This window comes from Nitrospira marina, from assembly GCF_059568365.1.
The window spans coordinates 4135249-4158270 of the sequence record NZ_JCANTH010000001.1 but is presented as its reverse complement, the minus strand read 5'-3'; the positions used below and the strand labels follow the sequence as shown (position 1 = coordinate 4158270).

20 protein-coding genes are annotated in these 23022 nt (G+C 48.8%); 9 read left to right on the top strand and 11 right to left on the bottom strand.

Going from position 1 to position 23022, the window contains the following annotated elements:
- Positions 1-19 precede the first annotated feature (19 nt).
- Entirely contained in the window at positions 20-703 is a 684-nt protein-coding gene (locus LX98_RS17925; protein WP_496430155.1) for a DUF169 domain-containing protein, read from the bottom strand.
- Positions 704-847: 144 nt separating this feature from the next.
- Positions 848-2365, bottom strand: a complete 1518-nt coding sequence (locus LX98_RS17920) for a CUAEP/CCAEP-tail radical SAM (seleno)protein (RefSeq protein ID WP_496430154.1) — start codon at positions 2363-2365, stop codon at positions 848-850.
- 823 nt (positions 2366-3188) lie between these two features.
- Here LX98_RS17920 and LX98_RS17915 point away from each other — a divergent pair.
- Positions 3189-4217, top strand: coding sequence for a response regulator (locus LX98_RS17915; RefSeq protein WP_496430153.1), 1029 nt, complete (start codon positions 3189-3191; stop codon positions 4215-4217).
- Between the two features lie 81 nt (positions 4218-4298).
- Here LX98_RS17915 and LX98_RS17910 read toward each other — a convergent pair whose 3' ends face one another.
- Entirely contained in the window at positions 4299-5423 is a 1125-nt protein-coding gene (locus LX98_RS17910; protein ID WP_496430152.1) for a Rieske 2Fe-2S domain-containing protein, read from the bottom strand.
- A 388-nt stretch (positions 5424-5811) separates the two neighbouring features.
- Here LX98_RS17910 and LX98_RS17905 point away from each other — a divergent pair, with 388 nt between their 5' ends.
- The 7 genes from LX98_RS17905 to LX98_RS17875 all read left to right on the top strand — a co-directional run bounded on the left by LX98_RS17905 (position 5812) and on the right by LX98_RS17875 (position 12886).
- Entirely contained in the window at positions 5812-7785 is a 1974-nt protein-coding gene (locus LX98_RS17905; RefSeq protein ID WP_496430151.1) for an ATP-binding protein, read from the top strand.
- 11 nt (positions 7786-7796) lie between these two features.
- The gene (locus tag LX98_RS17900; RefSeq protein ID WP_496430150.1) at positions 7797-8510 is read left to right on the top strand and encodes a response regulator; all 714 of its coding nucleotides are present in this window, start codon (positions 7797-7799) and stop codon (positions 8508-8510) included.
- A 433-nt stretch (positions 8511-8943) separates the two neighbouring features.
- A complete protein-coding gene (locus tag LX98_RS17895) occupies positions 8944-9393 on the top strand; it encodes a cupredoxin domain-containing protein (RefSeq protein ID WP_496430149.1) in 450 nt (149 codons plus the stop codon).
- 89 nt (positions 9394-9482) lie between these two features.
- A complete protein-coding gene (locus LX98_RS17890; RefSeq protein ID WP_496430148.1) occupies positions 9483-9848 on the top strand; it encodes a response regulator in 366 nt (121 codons plus the stop codon).
- Positions 9849-9893: 45 nt separating this feature from the next.
- On the top strand, positions 9894-10793 hold the full coding sequence (locus LX98_RS17885) for a response regulator (protein ID WP_496430147.1): 900 nt from the start codon (positions 9894-9896) through the stop codon (positions 10791-10793).
- A gap of 622 nt (positions 10794-11415) precedes the next feature.
- Positions 11416-11733 (top strand): tetratricopeptide repeat protein, encoded by a 318-nt coding sequence (locus LX98_RS17880; RefSeq protein ID WP_442432881.1) that lies wholly within the window; start codon positions 11416-11418, stop codon positions 11731-11733.
- Positions 11734-12427: 694 nt separating this feature from the next.
- On the top strand, positions 12428-12886 hold the full coding sequence (locus LX98_RS17875) for an IPT/TIG domain-containing protein (RefSeq protein WP_496430146.1): 459 nt from the start codon (positions 12428-12430) through the stop codon (positions 12884-12886).
- A 355-nt stretch (positions 12887-13241) separates the two neighbouring features.
- Here the strand turns inward: LX98_RS17875 and LX98_RS17870 are convergent, their stop codons facing one another.
- From LX98_RS17870 to LX98_RS17855, 4 genes are all read right to left on the bottom strand, one after another.
- Positions 13242-13742, bottom strand: coding sequence for a hypothetical protein (locus LX98_RS17870; protein ID WP_496430145.1), 501 nt, complete (start codon positions 13740-13742; stop codon positions 13242-13244).
- Positions 13743-14044: 302 nt separating this feature from the next.
- On the bottom strand, positions 14045-14869 hold the full coding sequence (locus LX98_RS17865) for a class I SAM-dependent methyltransferase (protein ID WP_496430144.1): 825 nt from the start codon (positions 14867-14869) through the stop codon (positions 14045-14047).
- A 688-nt stretch (positions 14870-15557) separates the two neighbouring features.
- Entirely contained in the window at positions 15558-16421 is an 864-nt protein-coding gene (locus LX98_RS17860) for a universal stress protein (RefSeq protein WP_496430143.1), read from the bottom strand.
- A gap of 148 nt (positions 16422-16569) precedes the next feature.
- On the bottom strand, positions 16570-17583 hold the full coding sequence (locus tag LX98_RS17855; RefSeq protein WP_496430142.1) for a zinc-dependent peptidase: 1014 nt from the start codon (positions 17581-17583) through the stop codon (positions 16570-16572).
- Between the two features lie 212 nt (positions 17584-17795).
- Between LX98_RS17855 and LX98_RS17850 the strand changes: the two genes are divergently transcribed.
- On the top strand, positions 17796-18257 hold the full coding sequence (locus tag LX98_RS17850; protein ID WP_496430141.1) for a hypothetical protein: 462 nt from the start codon (positions 17796-17798) through the stop codon (positions 18255-18257).
- A 58-nt stretch (positions 18258-18315) separates the two neighbouring features.
- On the opposite strand, the gene LX98_RS17845 is transcribed toward LX98_RS17850, so the two are convergent.
- The 4 genes from LX98_RS17845 to LX98_RS17830 all read right to left on the bottom strand — a co-directional run bounded on the left by LX98_RS17845 (position 18316) and on the right by LX98_RS17830 (position 22597).
- Positions 18316-18765 carry a CBS domain-containing protein gene (locus LX98_RS17845; RefSeq protein ID WP_496430140.1) on the bottom strand — a complete coding sequence of 150 codons (450 nt, stop codon included), beginning with the start codon at positions 18763-18765 and terminating at the stop codon, positions 18316-18318.
- On the bottom strand, positions 18762-20108 hold the full coding sequence (locus tag LX98_RS17840) for a sodium:proton antiporter (RefSeq protein ID WP_496430139.1): 1347 nt from the start codon (positions 20106-20108) through the stop codon (positions 18762-18764). The genes LX98_RS17845 and LX98_RS17840 overlap by 4 nt, the downstream gene beginning before the upstream one ends.
- A gap of 33 nt (positions 20109-20141) precedes the next feature.
- Positions 20142-21845, bottom strand: a complete 1704-nt coding sequence (locus tag LX98_RS17835; protein ID WP_496430138.1) for a SulP family inorganic anion transporter — start codon at positions 21843-21845, stop codon at positions 20142-20144.
- Between the two features lie 176 nt (positions 21846-22021).
- Entirely contained in the window at positions 22022-22597 is a 576-nt protein-coding gene (locus LX98_RS17830) for a c-type heme family protein (protein WP_496430137.1), read from the bottom strand.
- Positions 22598-23022 lie beyond the last annotated feature (425 nt).

Genomic DNA, 23022 nt, shown 5'->3' with positions numbered 1-23022 from the left:
AGGCAGTTGGAGGGACTCTTTACAAGCGGGATCGATGAAACGTTTCCAACTGGCGATTGGCCTCGGTAATGACTGCCAGCTTACTCACGACGTCGGCCAACCTGGCACCGGGAATGGCATAATAGCCCTCATCATCCCCGAGTCCGGTATAGACGCGGTTTCCAATACAGCCAAAACTGGTCGCCGCATGTCCCGATTGCAGTGATTCCGGCAGCACGGCGCAAGTCGGCCGTCCCATGGTCGCACTACCGCCGGGTACGCCTGCTGCCTGTGTCGCTTCCGCCAAGAGCATTAGCTGCTTGACGGTCCCTCGAACCAGCACCACGTCCGGAGTGAAAGTGGCCTGTGTGAGTGGCGCATAGACGGCCATGTGAAAAGTCTCCTGTCGATGCGGGATCATCGGAATTTCTTTCATCGTGAGGTATTGCATGTCTACCATCGTCTGTATCAGACCGTTCAGCTCAGTCGCGACCTGGGGCGGCAGCTCCACACCGTGGGTATGGGCTCCGACCGGACAGCCAAAGTGATCGGATCCTTCCGTATAGAAGGCCTGGCCCTCAGCCGCCAGCTTCCAATAGCCGCATCCTGCAGGTGCGGGAGTGGTGATCCGTGGAATGCCTGCAGGAGCCGTGGCCCGAAACGCGATGGCCACAGCCGGGACCTTCAACTTTAAAAGTTCCTGTATCTTTGTGCCTTGTGTCATGAGTTCAGATTCCACTTCTCATCCCCCTCTCAAACATATATGTAACTCTACCCAGCCAATATCTCGGGAGTGGTGTCCGCCCAGTTTGACCAAAATAGCCTGTATGGATCAACCTCACAGAAGTTTGTCAATGATCGCCTCCTTCTAGATTTCCCCATGCCCCTTTGTCAGCAACGGCCTGAACTGCTGGGTCGTCGGCTCAGCGCAGCAGAACCATGATTCTGTTAACCGGGGCGGTTTCGGACGATCGGGCCTGCTCACCCTTGTCCGGGTCGAGAACTCAGCGTGACGGCCGGCTATGTTATCGGCACTCGTCCGAATACGATCAAAGGTTACCATCGCATCTTCCTCTTCCTTGGCACTCGCTTCCACGATCGCACTTACCGCCCGATGTAGTTGATCCATCCGCTCATCTGGATGCGTCCATGGATACTGAAAGTTGGCCTGATCCAGTGGACCGAGAAATCGCTGAATGTCGGACTTGGCGAGAAGAGCCGAGCCGGGAGGCACCAAGAGACGAATGCTCAACTGGACCGGATCGGTCGCGTCGATAAGATCGTGGTCTTCCACCATGTCCAACATCTGAAGGTAATCATCGAGGCTGGTCCAGGGCGTGAAAGCCACGAGCGACGGGCGAAGGGTGATGCCGGCATCGCGCAGAATGGCGAGCGCCGTGATGATATCAGCTCCTGTATGTCCCTTGTCTAACAGTTTTAGAACATCGGTGCTGAACGACTCCACTGCGGAGATGATGAACAGGCACCCCTGTGCTTCAAGATCCGGCATGAGAGTACGGTGCTTCAAGAGGTGTTCGATCTTCGCTGTGAAGTCAAAGGTCAAATCCGGAAATTCCTCATGCATCCTGCGAACAATGCTCAGGGAATGCCCCGGCCCGTTCAAAAAATCAGGATCGCCAAAAGTGATATGCGTTGCGCCTGCAAATACCTGGCGCCGAATGTCCTCGAGGACAACGACCTCCGGAACAAGGAAGAATCGCCCTTCATATACGGGCACGATCGGGCAATGGAGACAATGATGAAGACATCCGCGACTGGTCTCGACATACCCGACCAATCGTTCTGTCCCGTTCTCTTCGAGCTGGGCGTATTGGTCCAACATCGGGAGTCCTGTCCGACTTGGGATTGGTTGGGAGGTCGTTGAAGTGCTTGAGTAGGGCCGCTTCAAATAGGGAGCAACGACCCGGTTTGGAGAGCTCACTCCATTAAGATGGTTGATCGCCTGACCTTGATCGAGTGCCTCAATGAGTGATCGTAGCGGGATCTCATATTCTCCGCCCACCACAGAATCTGCCAGCTCTTGGAGCAAATATTCCGCATTGATCGAGGCGTACAGGCCATAGAAACAGATGTGGCAGGCTGGATTTATTGCGCGAATCAGCTCTGCTACGCGCACCCCAAGCCTGAGCGCTGTGTGCATGGGAACTGAGATACCGACAAATCTGGCAAGCCTGAGAGCCGGTTCATCAAGGGGTTCAATGGCGATGTCGAGGCCAACCGGCGAAAACCCGGCTTGCTGGAGAAATCCCATCGGCTGGGCGATGCCAAGAGGTTGGTGACCCAATTCATAACATGAGACGAACATGATCGCGCCCGGGTGCCTGAACAACAATCGTTCTTCTGTAGGTTCGGAAACGTGCTTCATGATCCATTTCTGCGTTCAAGGTTGAGAGATGTCACTGGTAGCATACCGCCGAGAGTGGGCGCAAATGAGGTCTATGTGTGCACTGGCGACAAGGGCTTATGGGGCCAACCGTGCTTTGGCTCGGGCACATCCTGAGCCCAATCTTCTTACTTAAGTGTTGTGATCGATTAAAATAGGTGTTGGGTCTTATTATGACAATCTGCAAACCAAGGGGGCTGTACCCTCTAACCGAAGTCGCGGTTTTCTATTTGGAATGGAGGTGGACTGTGCCAAAGGGAATTTCTGACTGCCAAACTGGAGAGTTCAGTTTCGTTCCTATTGCCCTCAGTTACCAACCCCGTAAGCAGTGGCTAAACGCTTGTTCTCGAGGTTCCCTCTAACGGAGTCGCCGCTGAAAACAGGGAGGGGTTGGAATGGGCTTTATAACTTTCTGCTTGATTCCTCACACCTATAATCGATCATTCTGGAATTATCTATTAATGGCTGATGTCTGCCGGACCATTTTTCATCAGTCCGTGGGATAGTTCCCAACCTCAAAATTGTATGATTTACCCTAATGATATTGTTTATTTTGATACGTTAAATCTGTATGGAATTCTATTGGCAGGTATGCCGGCTCTCGTTTACCATATGAAATATAAGGATTTTTTTAAATAGGCCTCTTGTAAAATTTTATGGCCTATATTTTGCTGTATTTTAATTATAGTTCTATACTCCTTTCGTATAGTTCTTTATAGTTAGTCCGATTATTGATCGGTTCATCCCCCACCCCCTTCATCCAATGGTTTTCTATTTGAACCCGGTTTGAAAGAGAGGCCCTCTCATGAACCACCTGCCTTCCTCTCCTCCATTGGCAAAAGATTTAATGGACCCAAAAGCCTTACCCCTAAGAAGTGGGAAATTCGAGAACGATCTGGCTTTGCAATTTCTCTCCGGTCAATATTGTGGATGGCCGGTGGTTGATTCCACCCGCAAAATTCTTGGAGTCGTGTCGGATCTCCGGCTGTTCGAGGCCGTTTCACGCTTGGATTCGCTGGATGAACTCAGAGTCGAAGACACGATGACCCCGCCCGTTTATGTGCATGAGAGTGAATCACTTGATTCCGTGTTGAATCTGATGATCCAAAAACATTTCCAGAGAATGCCTGTGGTGGATGATCAGAATCTTGTCGGAGTTATCTCCAAGGCCAATGTGTTACGGCATTATCTTCCAACTGCGACTCTTTCCCAATTCGTTTCTTCGTGCGCATGGTGTGAACGCGTGCCGGATCACTTTGTCGCACCGGCTGGTGCGAAAGGAAGGCAGACGTTAGCGTCCTTCTTATCAATGGACCATCTCAAATTCTCTGAGATGGATCTTGTGCATACCTATTGCCCTTCTTGTCTGCAAACCATTCAGGCATTTGACACATCATCCGGGAGTCTACCTTCTGATGAGACCGAGACCCAGGAAGTCCGTCCATGTCTGTTGGTGGTCGATGATGATCCTTCTGTTGGCAGGCTGTTAAGTCAGACGCTCAAGGAATGGGGATATGAGGTCCTTGTTGCGAGAAATGGATGGGAAGGCTTGGCTGTGGCAAGTCGCCAAACGGTGGATGGCATTCTATTGGATATGGAGATGCCCATTATGGATGGGCGGACCATGCTGGATGAATTACGATGGTTGGGACATCAAATGCCGGTGATGATGATGTCTGGCGCGTCGGACGAACGAGCCCTCCGGCAACTGCTACAGGAGGGGGCTCAGGGGTTTTTTGTGAAACCGTTTCATCTGAAATCTCTCAGGGAAGCCTGTCGCAGGATCTTGCAGAAGAATGAGGCACCACCCTCTTTTGGCTACCATGTGGTCTGAGTAAGGTACCGAAACCGAGGGCCAAAAGGGGCAATCCGGCTGCCGCCTTGAAAACTCTTTTCAGCATGCCGGGGAAAATCCTTATATGGCAATGCCTTCGCGACCCAACAAGCTTCTTAAGCTCTGAATCACCGGAAAGACCTCCTGGTTCCAGTCTGCGCCCTGGCGATCATAGGCTTTCTGTTCTTCCTCTACAATCCACCGATCTTGTGCAAAAATACCATTGGTAAACCACACAATAAACGGCCACAAGAGGTGGATGAGACCGGGAATTGAAGGTTTCCGGACCATCATCAATCCAAAGGTGTGATTGATTCGTTGTGCAGGATCAACGGGAACATACACATTCCAGAGATTTAACGCAGGGTGAATACTTCCGGCTGTCCAAAACTGGAGCGTTTGATAGGGGTAGTTGGTACAGATGGTCATCAGATCATGCTTTGGCCCATCTCCTGATGCCTTGGTTCTCCCTAGAATAAGTTTCTCGCCGAGTGGTTGTGCGCCTTTAATTCGAGAGAAGGTGTAATCGACTTCCACGGCATGCGGTCGCTCTCGAAGTTCCAAAAAGACCGTTCGGATCCCGCCCATGAGTCGACGATGCAAAAACTGATGGTTCATATCCATAAGGTTCTCATGCATGAATGAGTAATGGCAGCCTACCTGACGGTCAAGGTATCGAGTTTTATATTGTGGATCATCTGCTAAGGATACATCCGGGAACCCGATTTCATTAATCCGGCTTACTGTCCCCGGAAACACAAACACCAGCCCATAGGCTTCACGACAAGGAAAGCTCCTGACTCCTGCTGGTCGTGGTTGGTTTTTTTCTAAATAGGGTACACCCATGCATCGCCCTGTTTGGTCAAATGTCCAGGAATGATACCCACACTGGACATATTCTCCATGCACCACCCCGCAATGGAGGGGTATCTGCCGATGGGCGCATCGGTCTTCCAGCGCATAAACGATGCCGTTTTCGGTTCTGACTAACACGATAGGATTGCCGGCAAAGGACACTCCAAGCATTTTCCCCTTTTTCAGATCTCTGGAGCGTGCGAGCGGATACCAATTATCCGGGTGAAGACCTGTTTTTCGTAAATCAGATGGGAGAGGGGATTTACCAGACCGGGACGCAGAGCCTTCAAGGACAATGAGCGCGTCGCTGACCTTCTGTCTGTCTAAGTGCATTTGAGAGTGTTTATTCATGAATATCTCCAAGAAAGAAGACAACCGTGAAGGGAAAGCCCTGTGAAATTTTAGCGATATAGGGCAATAACTGGAATCGTATGAGGTCTTGGGCTGGCATTAAGCGAGATGAAGAATGAAGAGGGTAGGGACTCAAATGATTCGTTACTGGGCATAGTATAGATCGTGTGATCCAAAATATCGAGTCGGAGCGAAACTTTTTCGAAAGCCTCCTTAGGTCACTGGCAACTTCCATATCCGCAACCCATGTGGTTGGAAAAATATCGAAGAGTTTAGGGATCGAAGAGTTTAGGGTATATCGAAGAGTTTAGGGTATGATGAGAAAGTCAGGAATTTCCCTTATTGTATGAATTGAGCGACCAGGGTCGACATCAAAGGATGGAAAGTCGTGAAGCCACCAAAACGTTCATGGCTAGGAACGGGATCAATCGGGCGAGCGTTATTGATTCTCTCCACCGTGTTTATTTTAGCCTTGTTCGGCATCCTGCTCTATACGATCACCACAATTCAGAATCAAAAGCTCGACAGTGTGATGGTAGATCTGGCGGGACAACAGCGGATGTTGTCTCAACGACTCATGAATGAAATGTTATTGATTTCGCAAGGGATTTCTGCTGATTACCTGTTCACCCAAAAGATGCTGAACCAAAATCTGGATGTCTTACTTGTCGGTGGACAGGCCGTGATTAATCAGGAAAGTGGTGATACGGCGGTCCTTCCTCCCCCTCCATCCCAGGAAATACGACAGGCATTAGGTGAGCAACAAACACTCATGGCCGAATTTATACAGCGGGCCGATACCTTTTTGAAAACGCGATCCGATCATCCCGGATATTCTTTGGAGTTAGATGGACTCCTGGCTTTAAATGCCCGGTTAATTGAAGTTGCCAACAAGGCGGTCAAGTTATACAGCAGAAACTCCCAGGAAAAGATCTCGAACATGATCGTTTGGGAATCGTTGATCGGTACCTTAGTGATAATTTTCGGAATTCTTATAACGAGACAGGTCAAACTGGCCAATCAGGAACTTGAACATGAAATCCAGGAACGTTCCAGAATAGAAACCGCTCTACGGTATCGAATCGAAATTGAAAATCTCATGACGAATCTTTCAACCCAATTCATCAGTCTTGAAGCAAAAGATTTAGATGCGGAGATAAATCGGGCATTGGAAGCCATCGGAATTTTCGGAGGGGTGGATCGAAGTTATGTGTTTATATTTGAGGATGACGGTACGACCATGAACAATACCCATGAATGGTGTCAGACGGGTATTGAGCCCCAGCTATCCAAACTTCAGGGCCTTCGAATGGAGGAGGTATCCTGGTTTATAGAACGTCTGAACTCCGGCCCGTTTTTTCAAATCTCAAGCGTGGCAAATCTTCCGCTCGAGGCGAATGCCGAAAAGCAGCTATTTCAAAGGCAGCAAATCCAATCGCTGGTGATTGTGCCCATGGCCTTGCGGGGAAAGTTGTTCGGGTTTCTTGGGTTTGATTCAGTGAGGCATGAAAAGACCTGGTCCGAAGAGGACATCAGACTCCTCCAAATGGCAGGAGAAATATTCGTGAATGGGTTTGAACGACAACGGGTAGAGGAAAATTTGCGAAAAAGCGAAGCTGCAAAAGTTGAGGCCTTTCGTCAAAGCGATGCCCTTAAAACCGCTCTGTTGTCTTTGGTTTCCCACGAACTACGGACTCCACTGACGGCCATCAAGGCCTCGATAGCCGGGTTGATTGAACTTTCCAGACAGGACGCGTCCAAGGTCCAGCAGGAATTTCTCCAGGGGATCAATCAGGAAATCGATTTTTTAAATGGATTGGTTGATAATCTTCTGGACATGTCAAAGGTTGAAGCGGGAACGCTGGTTCCTCATCGTGAATGGCATTTATTGGAAGATTTGGTCGAAGGCGCAATTAGACGGTTGGAAATGCCTTTGAAAAGCCGATCTTTGCAAGTGATCCTTGGAGAACAAATTTCTCCTATTTTTGTAGATGGGATGGAAATTCAGCAAGTCCTGATCAATCTGTTAGATAATGCCATTAAATATTCTTCCCCAGGCTCCTTGGTCAGCATTGTTGGTCGAATGACGCCGAAACAGGTGGAGGTAGGGGTCTCAAACGAGGGAGAAGGAATCCCTCAGGAAGAGTTGATAAGTATTTTCAACCGATTCTACCGGTTAAAGGGTCCGCGGACACGACTCATTCGTGGTACCGGTCTCGGATTGGCGATCTGTAAAGGTATGGTCGAAGCCCATGGTGGTCGGATTTGGGCCGAATCACAGAATCGAATCGTGACGATTAGTTTTACGTTGCCGACCCCTGATGCGCCCCCTATGTTAAATTTTGACGGGGAAGAGGAGTAAACGGTTTACCCATGGCGCTTGGATCTCGAATATTAGCTGTTGATGATGAGCGGCAAATACGTCGTTCCTTACAGATCAATCTTGAGGCAAAAGGATATGAAGTCCTGACGGCTGACACCGGAGAAGAGGCCCTCCAAATTATGAGCCACCGCCTTCCGGACCTGGCCCTTGTGGATTTAATGCTTCCCGGAATGGATGGCATCGACCTGACCCGGCAGATCCGTGAAACCTACCAGATTCCAATCATCATCCTTTCCGCAATTGGGGAAGAAGCGAAAAAAATTGAAGCTCTCGAAGTCGGCGCAGATGACTATGTCACCAAACCGTTTAGCATGGAAGAACTGACGGCGAGAATCCGCTCAGTCCTGCGGAGGACCTCCTCAATTTACGGCACCGATCCCGTGTTCACATTTGGAAATTTACAGGTTGACTTCGAGAGTCGAAATGTCTGCATTCGAAACCAGGCGGTGAAATTAACCCCGACGGAATATGAACTGTTGAAGTACCTCATTCAGAATTCCGGAAAAGTTTTGACGCATGGAACCATTCTCCGGGCTATTTGGGGTGCGGGATATAGCGAGCAGGCTCAATATTTACGTGTCTTTATTGGAAATTTAAGAAAAAAGTTGGAAAGAAACACGGCACGACCTCAGTATATTCTCACCGATCCCGGCGTCGGCTATCGATTTGCCACCGATTTTGAGGAAGGTGAGAAAACCCCCTGATTGTCCGTTTGCATTTCAGGTGTTCTTTATCAATGATTGTCCCCTACCTTCCCAGTTGCTGTAACCATTTCCCCTCTTTGTGGTTTCGCTCGTAATTTCTTAGGCCGCCTTGGCTTGATTTTCCCAGCGCAACGTCCTTCCACATACGCTTCGGCAGGCCCTGCCATGCTCATCCGAATTGAATGTATGGCCTCTTCACTCGCTCGAGGGCTGGTGAGTGACTCAATCCGTTCTTCTTTTTTTCATGAAATTGGTTACCGCCCAACACCGTATTGATCTAAACAGGAATCAGGAAATGGCGCCATCAGGAATCTTTATGAAATCTTTATTTGAATGGGTCACAAATCAAATAGATTCTTTATGGGTTTGAATTTACCATCTGATTAAGCCACAACAACCGGTTGGAAGCGGTAATAAATCGGGAGGTGAACAGATGAAAAAAATGAACTGGGCAACGGCCTCTTCCACTCTGACTGTGTTAGGAATTTTCCTTTTATTTCTATCAATCTGTGGCCCTGCATCGGCCTCCACCAAGCCTTCGGATGTGAGGGTCTCAATGGACTATTGGGCACCCTATTATAGACCGGCTTTGGCCATTGTCCCCGATGGAGTCTCAATTCATGTTGTGAATCCTACTTCATCACCGCATAGCGTCACACACGATGGTTGTCGAACTGGTGGGACATGCGCATTTGATACGGGTGGCGTTCAACCCGGTCAGGAATTCACGATTCCTTCACTGCCTCCCGGTCGGTATCCCTATTATTGCGTGCTTCATCCCATCATGAGGGGTGAAATTATTGTTCTTCCCTATCACACGGTCATAAGCCAAGGTGCGATACACGATCATCTCACGATCACTGATGTCAAGGAGTCTCAGTAAAGCCATGATTGTAGGCATGCAGTCGCTCATCCATGCGGTGGATCGTCATGGATGGGACGATCTCTCCATCTGATGCGGGCTAACTAACGATGAAAAATCAAAAGCGGATTCTCATTGTCGATGATGATGCGGACGTCCTTCTGTTTCTGAGAGATCGTCTGAATGCCCTGGGCTTTGAGGTTCTTACTGCTGGCAATGGGAAGGAAGGGGTTGAGGCTCTTCAACATCACACCGTCAATGGGGTACTACTCGATTTATGCATGCCCCTCATGGGAGGCCTTCTTATGCTGGAACAATTAGCGCAGTCTTCGACGCTGCCGCCGGTAATCGTAATGTCACCCTCTGAACACCGATCGCAAATGCAGCTTGCCATTATTAAGGGCGCGATGGACTATCTCATCAAACCGATCGCTCCAGACGTATTGACCGAAAAATGTCTGCGACTTTTTAATTAGAAACCTGTGAACCCAGGAAGGATTTTTATCCTCAGAAAGGCAGTCATGAAGAATGGTAAATTGAATATTTCTCCGGGAATTCCCACTTCTGATCTATCACGGATTCAGGAAAGTTTTGAGATCGTGGCATCTCACGGAGAGCAGATTGTTTTTCGATTTTATAATGTGTTGTTTGATAAATTCCCGGAGTTTCAGACCTTTTTCCCTCAGGCCCAGTTACCCCAGCAATATGCGGCGTTTCTACGTGGATTCCGAACACTGGTCTTGCACATGGAAAATCCTGAGGAATTGCGTTCCTTCCTCGTTCAATTAGGGGAACGACACAAGAAATATGGTATTAAAAGCAAGCACTATCCTCCTGTCGTATATGCGCTCCTGCATGTGCTGACGGAATTGGGTGGGGAAGCCATGGATGGAAAAACCTATGATGCTTGGGAAAATTTCCTTCACCTGATGAGAGCCATTATGCTTGAAAGCTACTCTCTGGAAATGTTGCCTGGTGAGGATCGGCAAGAGAATTTTCTCAGCACTGGGGCAGGAGGCAACACGAAAAGGATTCTGCTTATTGATGATGACCGCCAACTTTTGGACCTTTATCAATCGTACTTGGAGCTCGAAGGGTATTTATGTAGTCAAGTGTCAGATGTGACCTGGGCATTTACCCATATTCAAATGAGTTACTATGACCTCGTCCTGACGGATTTCCAAATGCCTGCGATGAATGGCATTCAGTTACGGAGAAATCTTGAATATGTGGGCAATGGTTGTTGTCCCCCATTTGTCTTGGTGACGGGGAGTCCCAATCAGGAGATTCGAAGGCAGGCGTTAGAGTCGGGATTTGAGGCAGTGCTGAAAAAGCCGCATGATCTTCCTGAGCTGAGTTCTCTCGTAGGAAAAGTCTTAAAGAAATCTACGGGATTTCAGGGGAATAATCAGAAAGTGTGAAGCGGGATGGAATGTGAAAGAAATTTTTCTTTTAAACTAACTATATGTGTTTGCCAGGAAGTGAAACTGCAGGGTTTGCGAAGAATTATATCCGTCAAGTTTTTTTGATACCTGCCATCTCCGGGCTCGTTATGGTGGCTTTTGTTCGTTCCCCATTCATCGTCCGTTTCCACTCATGGGTTTTCTGTGGTTCGTCCTGACCAAATAGAAATGCAGATGTCATGAACAATTTTGGCAGACATCCTAAAAAGGTTTATCCACGTCCATCACCACCCCTGCGCTGTCTAATCCCTCACACAAAGGAACGCCAACTCCTCTTAGCTTGAGAAAAGAGATTATCTTTTTAATCTTCTCCGGCTGCTTGAATACAGATCACAAGGCACCGAATTATGAAAAGGGCTTTGATGGATCAAGGTGACAGGAATGGATGTTAATTGTTTTTTCAGTTCGTAAATTTGTTTTAGTGGGCATGGGTTACGATTCGTGTGCCCGGTCTTTTCCTCTCGTCTTTTCACAAAGAGGTGAGGGTGTGCATGGTATGTGGCTTGTGCCTGGCTGATCCCTTAAGGGGGATGGTATGATTGGAGGCTACATCAATATTTTCGGAGAGGATGGTCAGAGCATGGATATTGACATATTTCGCCAAATGGTGGCGAAAAAACCCGATGGGTTTCTAGGACGATATGGGCTTGGAGACAAGCTACTAAAGGAAGGGGAGCATCTTGAAGAAGCGGTGGAGCACTTGCGTGTTGCTGTCACATTAGATCCCATTCATGTCGCCTCCCATTTGGCTTTAGGACGGGCATTGGCTGGACTGAAGCGTCATGAGGAGGCCAAGACTGTGTTGGCGGCGGGTATCGATGCGGCTTTGTCAGGTCGTTCCAGCGGGGGTGGGGATCTCGTGCCTGAGATGCGTGCTCTCATTCAGGAATTGGGATAAGGGCTCTTTCTAGTAAGGGGTCTGAATAATGGTTGTCATATTTCCCCCAAAATTTTTTGCGCAATGCCTTCGGTGAGTTTTCCCGACGATGGTGAGATGGACATGCTGATTTCCACGACCACGTTTTTGTCGGGACATAGCTCCTAATGGCTCCAATTGTCTCGTCACAGTTATGGAGGGCTTCCCCACCGATACTGGAGAGACTCGAAACGTTCGAATGTAACTTGGTCCTTCGATTTCAGGGGACTCTCGGAGAGGTACGGATTCCAATCGGCGCGGAACCATTGGAGAGTCCAAATTCACCTACATAGTCATCCTTACTAGACCTACTACTTTCTATCAGCCTGTAAGCACTTAGCTCAATCAGTTTGGCCACGTTATCCATGGTGCCCTGGACGCATGGAGCGAGAAGGGGGATGCATTCGCCTGTGCCGAAGAAAAATTCCGCTGGGTAGGTATTGGAATCTGAAATAGTTCAATGTGGTGGGAAGCACAAAAAAATGTTGCGATAGAATCTTTTGAGTTTTCGAAGTTCCCTGGGACGGAGAAATCTTTTCCAATGTGAGGTGTGATTGACGATGGGGTGGCCGAAGGAATCTAATAAGAAGAATACGATCGATGAATTGATCCCTTGTTCCTTGGCTGATAATGGCAAAGGGACTCTTTCCTAACAATCTAACTTGTGAGGTTTCTCATGTTGGTGAGGATTTCCTACTTTTTACGACCCCTTGCTTTTTTAGGATTTGGCCTGATCGGGGTGGCTGGTTCCTGGGGACAAGGAGTACCTGGTCAATCTGTGGAAGAGTCAGGTGGTTTTGTGATTCCGGAATCGATTAAAGGGTTTGATGAGGACAAGGTCAAAAATGATCCCATCTGTGATTCCAGCGTCCGTCCTCAAATTGATCATGTAAAGCCGGACGAAATGAAAACCGGTGATAGTGTTGTGGTAGAGGGAAAGTATTTCGGAAAGAAAAAGGAGTGTTTGCACGATGTGACTTTTGGTTCAGTCCCGGCCAAGGCATTTTCGTTTGTTAATGATGAACGGGTGGAAGTCGTCGTGCCAGAAGGGTTACGATCCGGCGTCACATTTTTAAATATTGAGACAGGTGGTGGAACGGCACGAAAGGGAATTTTGATTCGATCAGAAGACTAAGTGCATTTCGCAAGTAATGGAACCCATTTTTGAATATTTCACTCCTTCCTGGGTTTTCAGTTTTGAATCATTTATTGATTGCGTCCCTTTTAAGCCACCGATTAAAAAGGTTGTGTTAATCGGCACCTTCTCTCATCAGCAATGGGCTTGATTGGATTGAAAAGACAAATGGCCTGAGAACATATTCAACCGTCCTCCTATCTCGGTCCTGCGTGTGCTTGCTCCCCCGACTTTAGCCAATCCGTAAAGGACCTTGAGTGGGGAGTGTGAGAAATTTTTCCCGGACCGCCGCGCAGGAAGTCCTTTTTGTCCTGTCCTGTTCCCATCTTCTTTCTCAACAAGCTATAAAACATTATTAAATTAATTGTTCGCGTTTGAACTTCGCCATGGCTTGTTTCTCACATTCCGGGCAAATGCCATGGGTAAAGGTCATATTGGAGTGAGCGGTAAAATAGGTTTCCAATTGGTGCCAGGTCTCCCTCTCATCACGAATTTTTTTGCAATCCGCGCAGATAGGTAAAAGGCCTTCGAGCAATTGGATTCGTGTGAGGGTTTCTTCTCTTCGGGCGATGAGCGCATTGCGATGATACAACAGTATGGCAATGATCCACATGGCAAAAAGCGCTAATCCACGATTCGTGAAAACTTTCCAAATTGGAACAACCAAAGGTTCGGGTGAGTAAAAAATCCCGACAATGGTCAAGATTGAACAGACAAGGACTATTGCGGGCATAGCCCATGCGGGATGCAGAAAAGACCCGATCAAGACGGCTAAGATATACGGAATGGCACAGGCAACTCCTAAAGGTATGTGAAGGTCTACATAGAATGTCAGGACAATTAGGAGAAGGGACAAGGCCCAAATCCTCGATTGTGGATGTTGGAGGCTGCGGTTTCTTTTCTTTCCGTTCTGCAAGGATTTTCTCCAAGTGGACGAACGTGAGAATCGAAGTGCCCTTCCGAGATCCGGCCTTAAGCGGCAAACAAATTTTGCGGCATTATAAATGAGTGGAGGACGGTATGATAGTTTCTGTTAGTGGGGGGTCTAGCGGAAACTTTGGTAATTTTGTCTTGTAAGGGAAACAAAAGGTTGAAAATCGTGAGATCGAGTCGGAATTCGTTCCCTGTGAAAAACAATCACCAACCGGTTAATTCCCATTACCCATGATGCCAGATGGATACCACCGGTTCTGCTGTTCGCGGACGGAGGGAAGCGTGATGAAGATAGTGGCCGACACAGACGAGGCCGACGTCTTCCGCGATGCCTCGCGCCACCTCTGCTTCGGCCGTACTATGATTGATCATGACGAAGGTTCCGCCAATAATGAGATTATTGGCCACTTGGGCGAATACAGCGGCCGGATTGAATAAGCTAAGCGGTAATCGCCAGGCCAGTAAGGGTTTCGGAGTGACGAATGGATACCAGGCCGTAATAATATCGGCCTGTCTGGTGAACTGGCGAAAGTCTGCAACCACATACTCGGTTTGCGACAAATCTTGAATGTGTCCGCTGGCATAATCGATGCGGCTTCGCCCGTTACAATACAGACGATGCCCATCTACCTCGACGCCTGTCAGGCGGTTGGGATGGAAGAATGTGTGTAGGGCTGCAGCATAAGCGAAATTGCCACTCCCGAGATCACAGACCCGTTGATTGAGGGGAACAGACCAACCAACAGCATGTCTGGCACGATCCAAAATGTCCAGATATGAATAATTCAAAAGAGCAATTTCGGGAGTAAGCGATGTTTCGAAGCGTGAACGATATGACTTCGCCAGCTGTTCGGTTCTGTGTTGTTGAGTCGGTGTCAGATGGGTCAGTGGCCCCTTGGGACCTTCGCGGAATGGTCCCCGAGACCATCTCAGGGCTTGCGAGGCTTCATACCAGAATCGATGATAGCCCGATCGCAGCCGGTCGGTCAGGGATATCCATTTGGGCCCTTGGACATTGAGCCAACCGGAGTCGTGTTCCGTATTTCTCATCTTTGGAAGGACTTGTTGAAGAGGGATTGATGTCTCGATCGCTCTTTATGTTTTTCGGTAGGGATGGGAGGGGTCTTAAATGATCATGCGAGAATGGTCTGCAAAAATGGCCTGTGGGCCTTGTCTATGGTTATTCCCCTTTTACCAGACAAAGGGATTATGATATTTGACAGGGAGGGAAGCGCATGATTATGAAGTGGAAGGTGACATTTTATAAAGTGAGCCCGTGGCTGTTGCCCATGGTGTAGCCCCCAATAACAAATTCGCGAATGGATTGGCGCTCGCGTTACGGGAGCGGTGGCCCTCGATGTACAAAGACTTTCGTTATTATTGCCAGGTTTCCACTCCGAAGTCCGGTGAGTGATGGAGTTGGGCCAGGACTGGGAACGTGCGAATAATCAAACTCTTCACACAGGAAGCTCCACCGAGTCATGGAGCCAATCCGGGAAAAGCATCGGTTGATAATATCGATGGGTGTTTGAAAGCGCTTCGAAACGATTGAATATGAAAGTTCAGCAGTGTGGCGTTACCACGGCTTGCGACCGGAGTGGGGGGAGTAGATTGGAAGGATGTGAAACCATTAATTGAAAAGCATCTTGGAGATTGACCCATTCCCGTGTATGTTAATTCCACTTATCATTCAGGAGTAAAAGCCAAAGAACGCTGACGCCAAACGCATCCCGTCCTGTTATCGAATAACGAGAATGGATCGCGTGGCCTGGTGGAGCACGGTATGGGACACGGTGCCCAGTACAAACCGAGTGATCGTTGAAGGGTGGTGCATTCCCATCATCAGAAGATCTGGTTCCGTGATTGCAGCCTGTTCCAATATCGTATTCGCCGGGGCTCCTAATCCCACATATCCCTTGACTGAATCGTAACAGCCTTTAAGTTGACTGACGGCCTGATCAAGGAAGGCTTCGGTGCTCTCTAAAGCCTGCTCGATTTTCTCCTCCGGTGCAGAGACACCGCCCCGAAAGAGGGAACGTGGAAGCGGTACCACCGATAGGAGCGTGATCTCTGTCTGTGGTTGAAATGGGTATTTCGTTAAAAACTGGTGCACCTTTTGAACATCAGCGGGGCTTTGGATGGCAATCAGAATTTTCTTGATTTCCGTTAATGGCCCGTTGATGATCAGGACTGGACAGACTGCGTGGGTCAGAACCCGTTGTGAAACACTCCCCAGAAAAAGTTCCTCTACCTGCCCTCTTCCACGAGCCCCCATCAAAATGAGATCAGGATGTGTTTCCTGGGCCACCGCTAAAATGAGCTCGGCCGGTGAGCCTTCTTCCAATCGGGTTTCCAGCGGTTTCACGCTGTCTGAGAGGAGAGCCTTACTGCGTGTTAAAACCTGCTCACCGTCTTTGCGGAGTGCTTCTTCTGCGACTTTCGACAGATCATAGGCAATTTCAGGCCCGAGCATAGAAAAGGTTAACCGAGGGAGATCAATAACGTGCAGAACGGTCAGGGTGCTGACTGAGGTTAAACTCAAGACAGCTTTGGTGGCGTGGGAGGATTGTTCCGATCCATCAGTGGCCAGGAGTACTCGCATTGGTCATTTCTCCTCTTTCGTCTTACGATAGTGATCGTGCATGGTCTTGCCTTCCTAAACGGTCTGTGTGTGGGGCTTGGGTCTTTGGTCAGCGCTGCATGTTTTGTATCTTGAGCCAGGTATTCAAGTCGAGATGTCCCCAAAAGTCTCAAAAAACTCTTGAGCTTTCATGTTTTGGGGAAACCTGTTTCGGGCGGAGCATGGTCTTGAGGGCCCCCGTAATTCGTGATTGGGGATCCTGGCGAAAGATCTGTTTCAACATTTTATAGAGTGCAGGATGTTTCTGTTTCATCTTCACCGGTTCTTCAAAAAAATATTCCGAGACCACTGCGAAAAATTCCGCCTCGTTCGTAAGCCCATAGGGATTGATGTCCGAATGCCCCTTTCGGATTTTGTTCATTTCATTCTGAACCAGGTTGAGCCAGGGTCTAACGGCCAGGCCGGGCAAGGCAATCTCAGGAACCCCGTCTACGGTGCCATCCGATTTATCCAATAAATGGGTAAACTCATGGATACCCACATTATGTCCGTGTGAAGATTGTTTGAAACCTTGTAATAAATCCGGTTTGGACAAAATCATCATGCGGTTCATCGCCCCTGTTCCAACCATGCCTGAAATAGGGTGCTCTTGAGCTGATCCCATTTGATACCCCTCATCAAAGGAGGTCGGATAAATCAGGATTTCACTGATATGTTCCCATTCCCAGCCTGGAAATCCAAATATGGGAATGATGGCACTTGCTGCAACCAATACCCGGACGGTGTCATCAACCGACGTATTAATGCCGGTGATTCGCTTTTCACGAAGAAAAATATGGACTTCTTCTCGAAAACGGTCTTGGTCACGGAGAGAAAGCGCCTGGTAAAATGGGACATTCTGTGCCAGAATTTTTTCCCATTCGGTAGGAAACGGGGCTTGACGAATCATTGCCCGGTGCCGAATATGACGAGTCAGGAAGCGATACAACCAGGCGCCGCCCAGCGCGATGCCCAGAAATCGTATGACGATGTCGAGTGGAGATGGTTGTTTTGGCCAAAGGATGGCGAAGACGAGAAAACACACAATTACGGTTAAGATGATGGCTAGGACATGGGTGAGATGTTCCTGGGGGTGAGGTTTTTTCCCCCGATGGATTCCAGGCTGGTTTGTCAATGGTGCCATGTCAAATAAGCCCTAAGATTCTTTACGTTACCAATTTTCGTGGCACTCTCAAATCTAAAAAAAGGATCGCTAAGGGGAGGGGGTAATGGTTGACCTTGCAAGCTTGGCACAGCATTTCATTCTTTCCCCTTGATCCTACCCGTTTAGTATATTGAAATGGCCAAGGACTTTTTCAAGATATCCGGAATTTTCCAGATAAGGGGGACTTTACCATGAAGTCAAAAGGCAAAGGGCGAGGGGTTGTCTGGTGGGTGGCAGGGACCTGCCTAGCGATTGCCGTGTGTGTGGCCGATGACGGAGTAGCGGGGTCTCAAGAGCCATCTTTCTCCACCCCTCGCCAGGTGGTGGAACAGTGGTTTGAAGTCTACCCGGGTAATATGAAACGGGCCGCTGAGCTGACGACAACGGCCTTTAGAGAAGGTGTATCCAAAGAAGAATGGATTGCCATCCGAGGCCCATATCTTCGGGACCTACAGTTGAAATATGTGCGTGCCAAGATAGCCCATGAAAAAAAGGTCGGCAAAGAAGCCCATGTGATTGTCCACGCTCACATTGTCACGCTGATGGGTGATCAGCCGCAGGATGAGTTGTATGTCCTGCTGAAGAATCCTGAGGGCAGGTGGGTAATCAATCAAGTGGAAGTATATACAGAATCGTTTAATACGGGTCCTTGAATCAGAAGGAGTCAGGAGCTGAAGAAAAAGATGATGCAATCATGTCCCGCCTTGTTTTCTACCCTGCGATTTCTTTAATGAGGTCCCAGGCAGAAATAATTCCCACCAGTTGACGATCTACTTCCACCACGGGCAGTAAATAGACCGTTTTCGGAGTTTTCATAATCAAAGCCGCGCAGGCCAGTACGGAGTCATCCGGCCGGGCGCATGGAGGATGGGGGTTCATCACCTGAGTGACCGGGTTTGGTTTCAGTTCTCCGAGGCGTTCATGGAATCGTACAAGGTTCGGAGCAAAACGAACATCGGGAAGATCCCCTTGGGAAATGTAGGGAGGCATGGCCAATTCAAGAATCTGCCAGAAATTCAGTGTTCCCAATAACATCCTTTTCTCATCCACGACCGGAAAGTCTTGGAGGCGCAGATCCGCCATTTGGCGAAGGGCTTCCCCGATCGTCAATTGTGGAGGGATGGTTTGTGGCTGGCGGATCATGATGTCCTGAGCCTTCATAAATACCTCATCCAAATGTAAAGGGTGCTGATCAGTACTTGTAAAATCATGAGCGGAAATGCCATTTTTAAAAATGGCAGAAATCGAAATGATACGCCATTGCGTTCCGCAATCCCCGCCACAATCAAATTGGCGGAAGCTCCCACCAGCGTCCCATTGCCTCCTAAACACGCGCCCAACGATAATGCCCACCAGAGGGTTTCGGCCTGTTCAAGTGGGATACCGGCCTGCTGAAAGACCGGGAGCATGCTTTTGATCATGGGGATCATGGTGGCCACAAAGGGTATATTATCCACAATAGCGGAAAGAATAGCCGAAACCCAAAGGATGGTCAGGGTCGTAACCATGAAGTTTCCTGCGGTTACACTTAAGGTCCAATCGGCAATGGACTGTAAAAGGCCGGTATGTTCCACACCGGTGACGATAATGAACAAGCCGCAGAAAAAGAAAATGGTAATCCATTCCACTTGCCCGAATAATGCATGAACTTTATGTCCTGCCTGTTCGTTGTCTAAGGAAAATGTGACGAGTAACAGGAGCAGGGCGGCGCCACCCAGTGCAATGGTGGCGGGTTCCATGCCTATCGAATGGGCTAAGGTAAATCCGAGAATAACCAGGCTAAAGACCAGGAGACACTGTTTCAATAGACCAACATCCCGAATGGCTTCATATTCGTTGAAAGCCATAATGCGGGCCCGGGCTTCTGGTGATGCGAACATGGTTTTTCCAAACATAAACCAAAGAGGGATGAGTGTGGCACTGAAGGCCACAATGGCGACGGGAGCCAGGTGAATTACAAAATCATTAAATGTCAAACTCGTGGCAGAGCCAATCATAATGTTGGGGGGATCACCAATCAGCGTAGCCGTGCCACCTGTATTCGAGGCATTAATCTCTGCAAAGAGCAGAGGATATGGATTGATTTTCAGCTCGTCAGCAATGAGCAAGGTCACTGGTGCGACCAACAGCACTGTCGTGACATTATCTAAAAATGCCGAGAGCACTGCGGTGACCATTGAGAGCATAACCAGGATGCCCCACGGACTACCCTTGGCGGCCTTCGCGGCTTTGATCGCGAGAAATTGAAAGATGCCGCATTCTTTGGTAATTCCGACCAGGATCATCATGCCGGTGAGTAGGCCGATGGTATTGAAATCAATGCCTTGAATCGCTTGGTCCTGTGTGAGGACTCCTGTTCCAATAACGGCAGCGGCTCCAAGAAGCGCTACAATCGCCCGATTAAACCGTTCAGCGATAATGACGGCATAGGTCAAAATTAAAATTGATGTCGCTACCCAAAGTGGGGAGAGATCAAAGATGGTCTGAATAGGTGTTTCGTGCATATTTCTAATAACCTAATTTTTAGGGTCTAAGAATCAGGCCTTTTCAGAGGGAGTCGCAGGAAGATTCCTGTTTGGTGCCGAAGGTTGTGGTGGGTCCTTAGAGGGAGCTCCTTCTACCAAGGAGGCCTTCTTCAGGGCCTCCAAACGGCTGGCAAAGCGATGGCCAGGCCGAATCTGCATCAGCACTCCTAAGCCATCCAATGCCTCGGTCACGTGAGGCTGCATGCCCACGAAGAAGAGATGTTGGTGGTGGGCCTTGACGATATTCAACATATCTTCCACCGCCAATGCCGCTGTCCCGTCAATGGCCGGGACTTTGGATAAATCCAAAACAACGCTAGAAAACGTATTAAAGCCCGGGACGGTTTCCAAGCGGCGGACCATGGTTTTGGCCGATCCAAAGCTCATGGGCCCATCCACATGAATCAAGAGAATTTTCCCATTGGCTTGTTCCAGAATTGCGGCTTCTTCCGGTAAAAGAGGGGTGCTGGGAGTTGGATTCGTCACGATGTGGAGATTAGCCAGTTCCAAATCCGCCATGCGTTTGACAAAGAACAGACTGGCAAAGACCATTCCCACCGCCACGGCGGTAATGAGATCCACGAGCACGGTGGTCAGTAACACCACTGTCATGATGACGACATCGATACGGGGGGCTTGCAGGATGTGTCGTAAAAACCGCCAGTCAATAATATCAATGCCAACTTTGAACAAAATACCCCCGAGAACGGCTAAGGGAATTTTCTCGGCCAATGGGCCAAGTCCCAAAAGAACTGCCAATAAAATTATGGAGTGAAGTACGCCGGAGATCGGTGTCCGTCCTCCGGTTCGGATATTGGCTACCGACCGCATGGTGGCTCCGGCACCTGGGATACCTCCAAATACACCGGCGACCATGTTCCCTATGCCCTGGCCGATAAGCTCACGGTCCGGGTCATGTTGGGTCCGGGTCATGTTATCGCAGACCAGGCTGGTTAACAGGCTGTCGATCGCTCCCAAAACAGCCAGGATGGCGGCTGATTCCAGTACGATTTGCAAGGTGTCCCAGGTGAATGTTGGCATGAGAGGGGTGGGGAATCCCCGTGGAACCTCTCCGATGGTAGGAGCATCAGGAAGAAAAGTATAGGCGAGTGGGGTCACCACGAGTAGGGCCAATAAAGAAGGAGGAGCCACCTTCGCAATCCTGCCGGGAGTCAAATACATAATGACCAAAACGAGGACTCCGGCAAGGGCGGCATCCCACACCGGGTTTCCATAAAATCCCGGAATTGCCTTGAGTGTCGCGACTACACCCTCGGGGCTGGAAGCATGGCCAACCAGGGGGCCTAATTGCAAAATGAGAATGATACAGCCGATGCCGCTCATGAACCCCGAGACCACTGGATACGGGACCAACGCGATGTACTGTCCCACCCTGGAAAGTCCCAACAGGATTTGAAAGACACCGCCAAGAATCACGGCCATCAGGGCCAAACCAGGATTGCCTGCAAAGATTGTGACGATTCCAGCCATCACCACAGTCATGGGTCCCGTGGGGCCGGAAACCTGAGCGGGGGTACCTCCGAAAAGCGCAGCAAAAAATCCGACGAATATCGCCCCGTATAAACCGGCAATGGCTCCTAGGCCAGAAGCGACGCCAAAAGCGAGCGCCAACGGGAGCGCTACGACAGCGGCAACCATCCCTCCATAGATATCACCGCGAAGGTTGTTGAAACGTAACCCGTGAACAAGCCCCATAGGGCATATCCTAGGATAAAAATGTAGACAAACTGGGCGAGGATTTCACTCTATCACACCGTTCTTCGTCAAGTGGGAAGCGAAAAAGGTTTTCAAAAGGGTAACGAGGAAAAAATGAATAAGGTTGCGGAAAGGGAGGTGACCGAAATGGGCTGTAAATTTTGATACAGTGAAGGTTAGTTAAGGGGAATTAAAATTTCCAGTCCTCCCATGACATCATTTAATTTAAAGTCCCGTTTGGGACTTTCTTTGTGTGCATTATGGCAGTTGATGCAGGCTCGGCTCACTGCTCGATCAGGAAAAATAGCTTGATAATAAGACCGGTTGTCTATCTGGATTTCTTGTTCAGTCACTTCTCCATATTCCACAACTTGTTCCAGGGCTTTACGTTCACGGTCATTGTGAGGCGCATTTTCTGGATTCAATGGCCAAAGACCCATCAACCGGTATCGAAACGGTTTGCCGGCAACCTGTAGTCCACGGGAGGCTTCTTTGAAAAATTGTGCGGGCAACGGCAATGTCCGTTCTTCCCGCCAATTTTCCGTTGCGGTCACAATCAGCATGTCTTCCATCCGTTCCACGACATGTTGGGTGTAAAAGGTCCGGTCTGCTTGAAGAACGGCATGTAAATAGTTTGCAACCACACGAATAGGCATGCCTTCCTGTGGTGCAAGACGTCCGCCGATAACCACACCAATTACCAGAGAAATGAGAATGGAGAAAAGGAGTATGAAAAAGAACTGACGGGTCATACATTTACCTAACTTGTGAGCCTACATGCCATTTTCTTGCACAAGTTCACTCTGTGATTGAGTGGGAGTTATACAAAACTATAGCAGGAGATCAACAAAACCTCATACTTTTTAAAACATTAAATTGTGTCTAGGGCAATTAGATGAGGGGCGAAGAGCAGGCGCAGAGAAGCAACCAACAGAATTAGGAAAACCGAAAGGGGGTAAGGAAATTAATCCAAACCCAATCGATTCATCAATGCAATGACTATGATTGTCAAAATTGCGATGAGAGGGACATGTTCCATGTTAGAACCTCGAAAGTACCGCCCATGTGATAAGTAAAATAAGGGTAAAGCCTTCCATTTTTATCATCCTCCAAATACCTTTTGACCTCGTGTTACCAAATATTAAGCAAGGCAAGTGCCAAATGGATTTATTTGGAT

Coding starts and splice junctions, on each gene's coding strand:
- LX98_RS17925 (WP_496430155.1), bottom strand. CDS start 703: ATGACACAAGGCACAAAGATACAGGAACTTTTAAAGTTGAAGGTCCCG.
- LX98_RS17920 (WP_496430154.1), bottom strand. CDS start 2,365: ATGAAGCACGTTTCCGAACCTACAGAAGAACGATTGTTGTTCAGGCAC.
- LX98_RS17915 (WP_496430153.1), top strand. CDS start 3,189: ATGAACCACCTGCCTTCCTCTCCTCCATTGGCAAAAGATTTAATGGAC.
- LX98_RS17910 (WP_496430152.1), bottom strand. CDS start 5,423: ATGAATAAACACTCTCAAATGCACTTAGACAGACAGAAGGTCAGCGAC.
- LX98_RS17900 (WP_496430150.1), top strand. CDS start 7,797: ATGGCGCTTGGATCTCGAATATTAGCTGTTGATGATGAGCGGCAAATA.
- LX98_RS17895 (WP_496430149.1), top strand. CDS start 8,944: ATGAAAAAAATGAACTGGGCAACGGCCTCTTCCACTCTGACTGTGTTA.
- LX98_RS17890 (WP_496430148.1), top strand. CDS start 9,483: ATGAAAAATCAAAAGCGGATTCTCATTGTCGATGATGATGCGGACGTC.
- LX98_RS17885 (WP_496430147.1), top strand. CDS start 9,894: ATGAAGAATGGTAAATTGAATATTTCTCCGGGAATTCCCACTTCTGAT.
- LX98_RS17880 (WP_442432881.1), top strand. CDS start 11,416: ATGGATATTGACATATTTCGCCAAATGGTGGCGAAAAAACCCGATGGG.
- LX98_RS17875 (WP_496430146.1), top strand. CDS start 12,428: ATGTTGGTGAGGATTTCCTACTTTTTACGACCCCTTGCTTTTTTAGGA.
- LX98_RS17865 (WP_496430144.1), bottom strand. CDS start 14,869: ATGAGAAATACGGAACACGACTCCGGTTGGCTCAATGTCCAAGGGCCC.
- LX98_RS17860 (WP_496430143.1), bottom strand. CDS start 16,421: ATGCGAGTACTCCTGGCCACTGATGGATCGGAACAATCCTCCCACGCC.
- LX98_RS17855 (WP_496430142.1), bottom strand. CDS start 17,583: ATGGCACCATTGACAAACCAGCCTGGAATCCATCGGGGGAAAAAACCT.
- LX98_RS17850 (WP_496430141.1), top strand. CDS start 17,796: ATGAAGTCAAAAGGCAAAGGGCGAGGGGTTGTCTGGTGGGTGGCAGGG.
- LX98_RS17845 (WP_496430140.1), bottom strand. CDS start 18,765: ATGAAGGCTCAGGACATCATGATCCGCCAGCCACAAACCATCCCTCCA.
- LX98_RS17840 (WP_496430139.1), bottom strand. CDS start 20,108: ATGCACGAAACACCTATTCAGACCATCTTTGATCTCTCCCCACTTTGG.
- LX98_RS17835 (WP_496430138.1), bottom strand. CDS start 21,845: ATGGGGCTTGTTCACGGGTTACGTTTCAACAACCTTCGCGGTGATATC.
- LX98_RS17830 (WP_496430137.1), bottom strand. CDS start 22,597: ATGACCCGTCAGTTCTTTTTCATACTCCTTTTCTCCATTCTCATTTCT.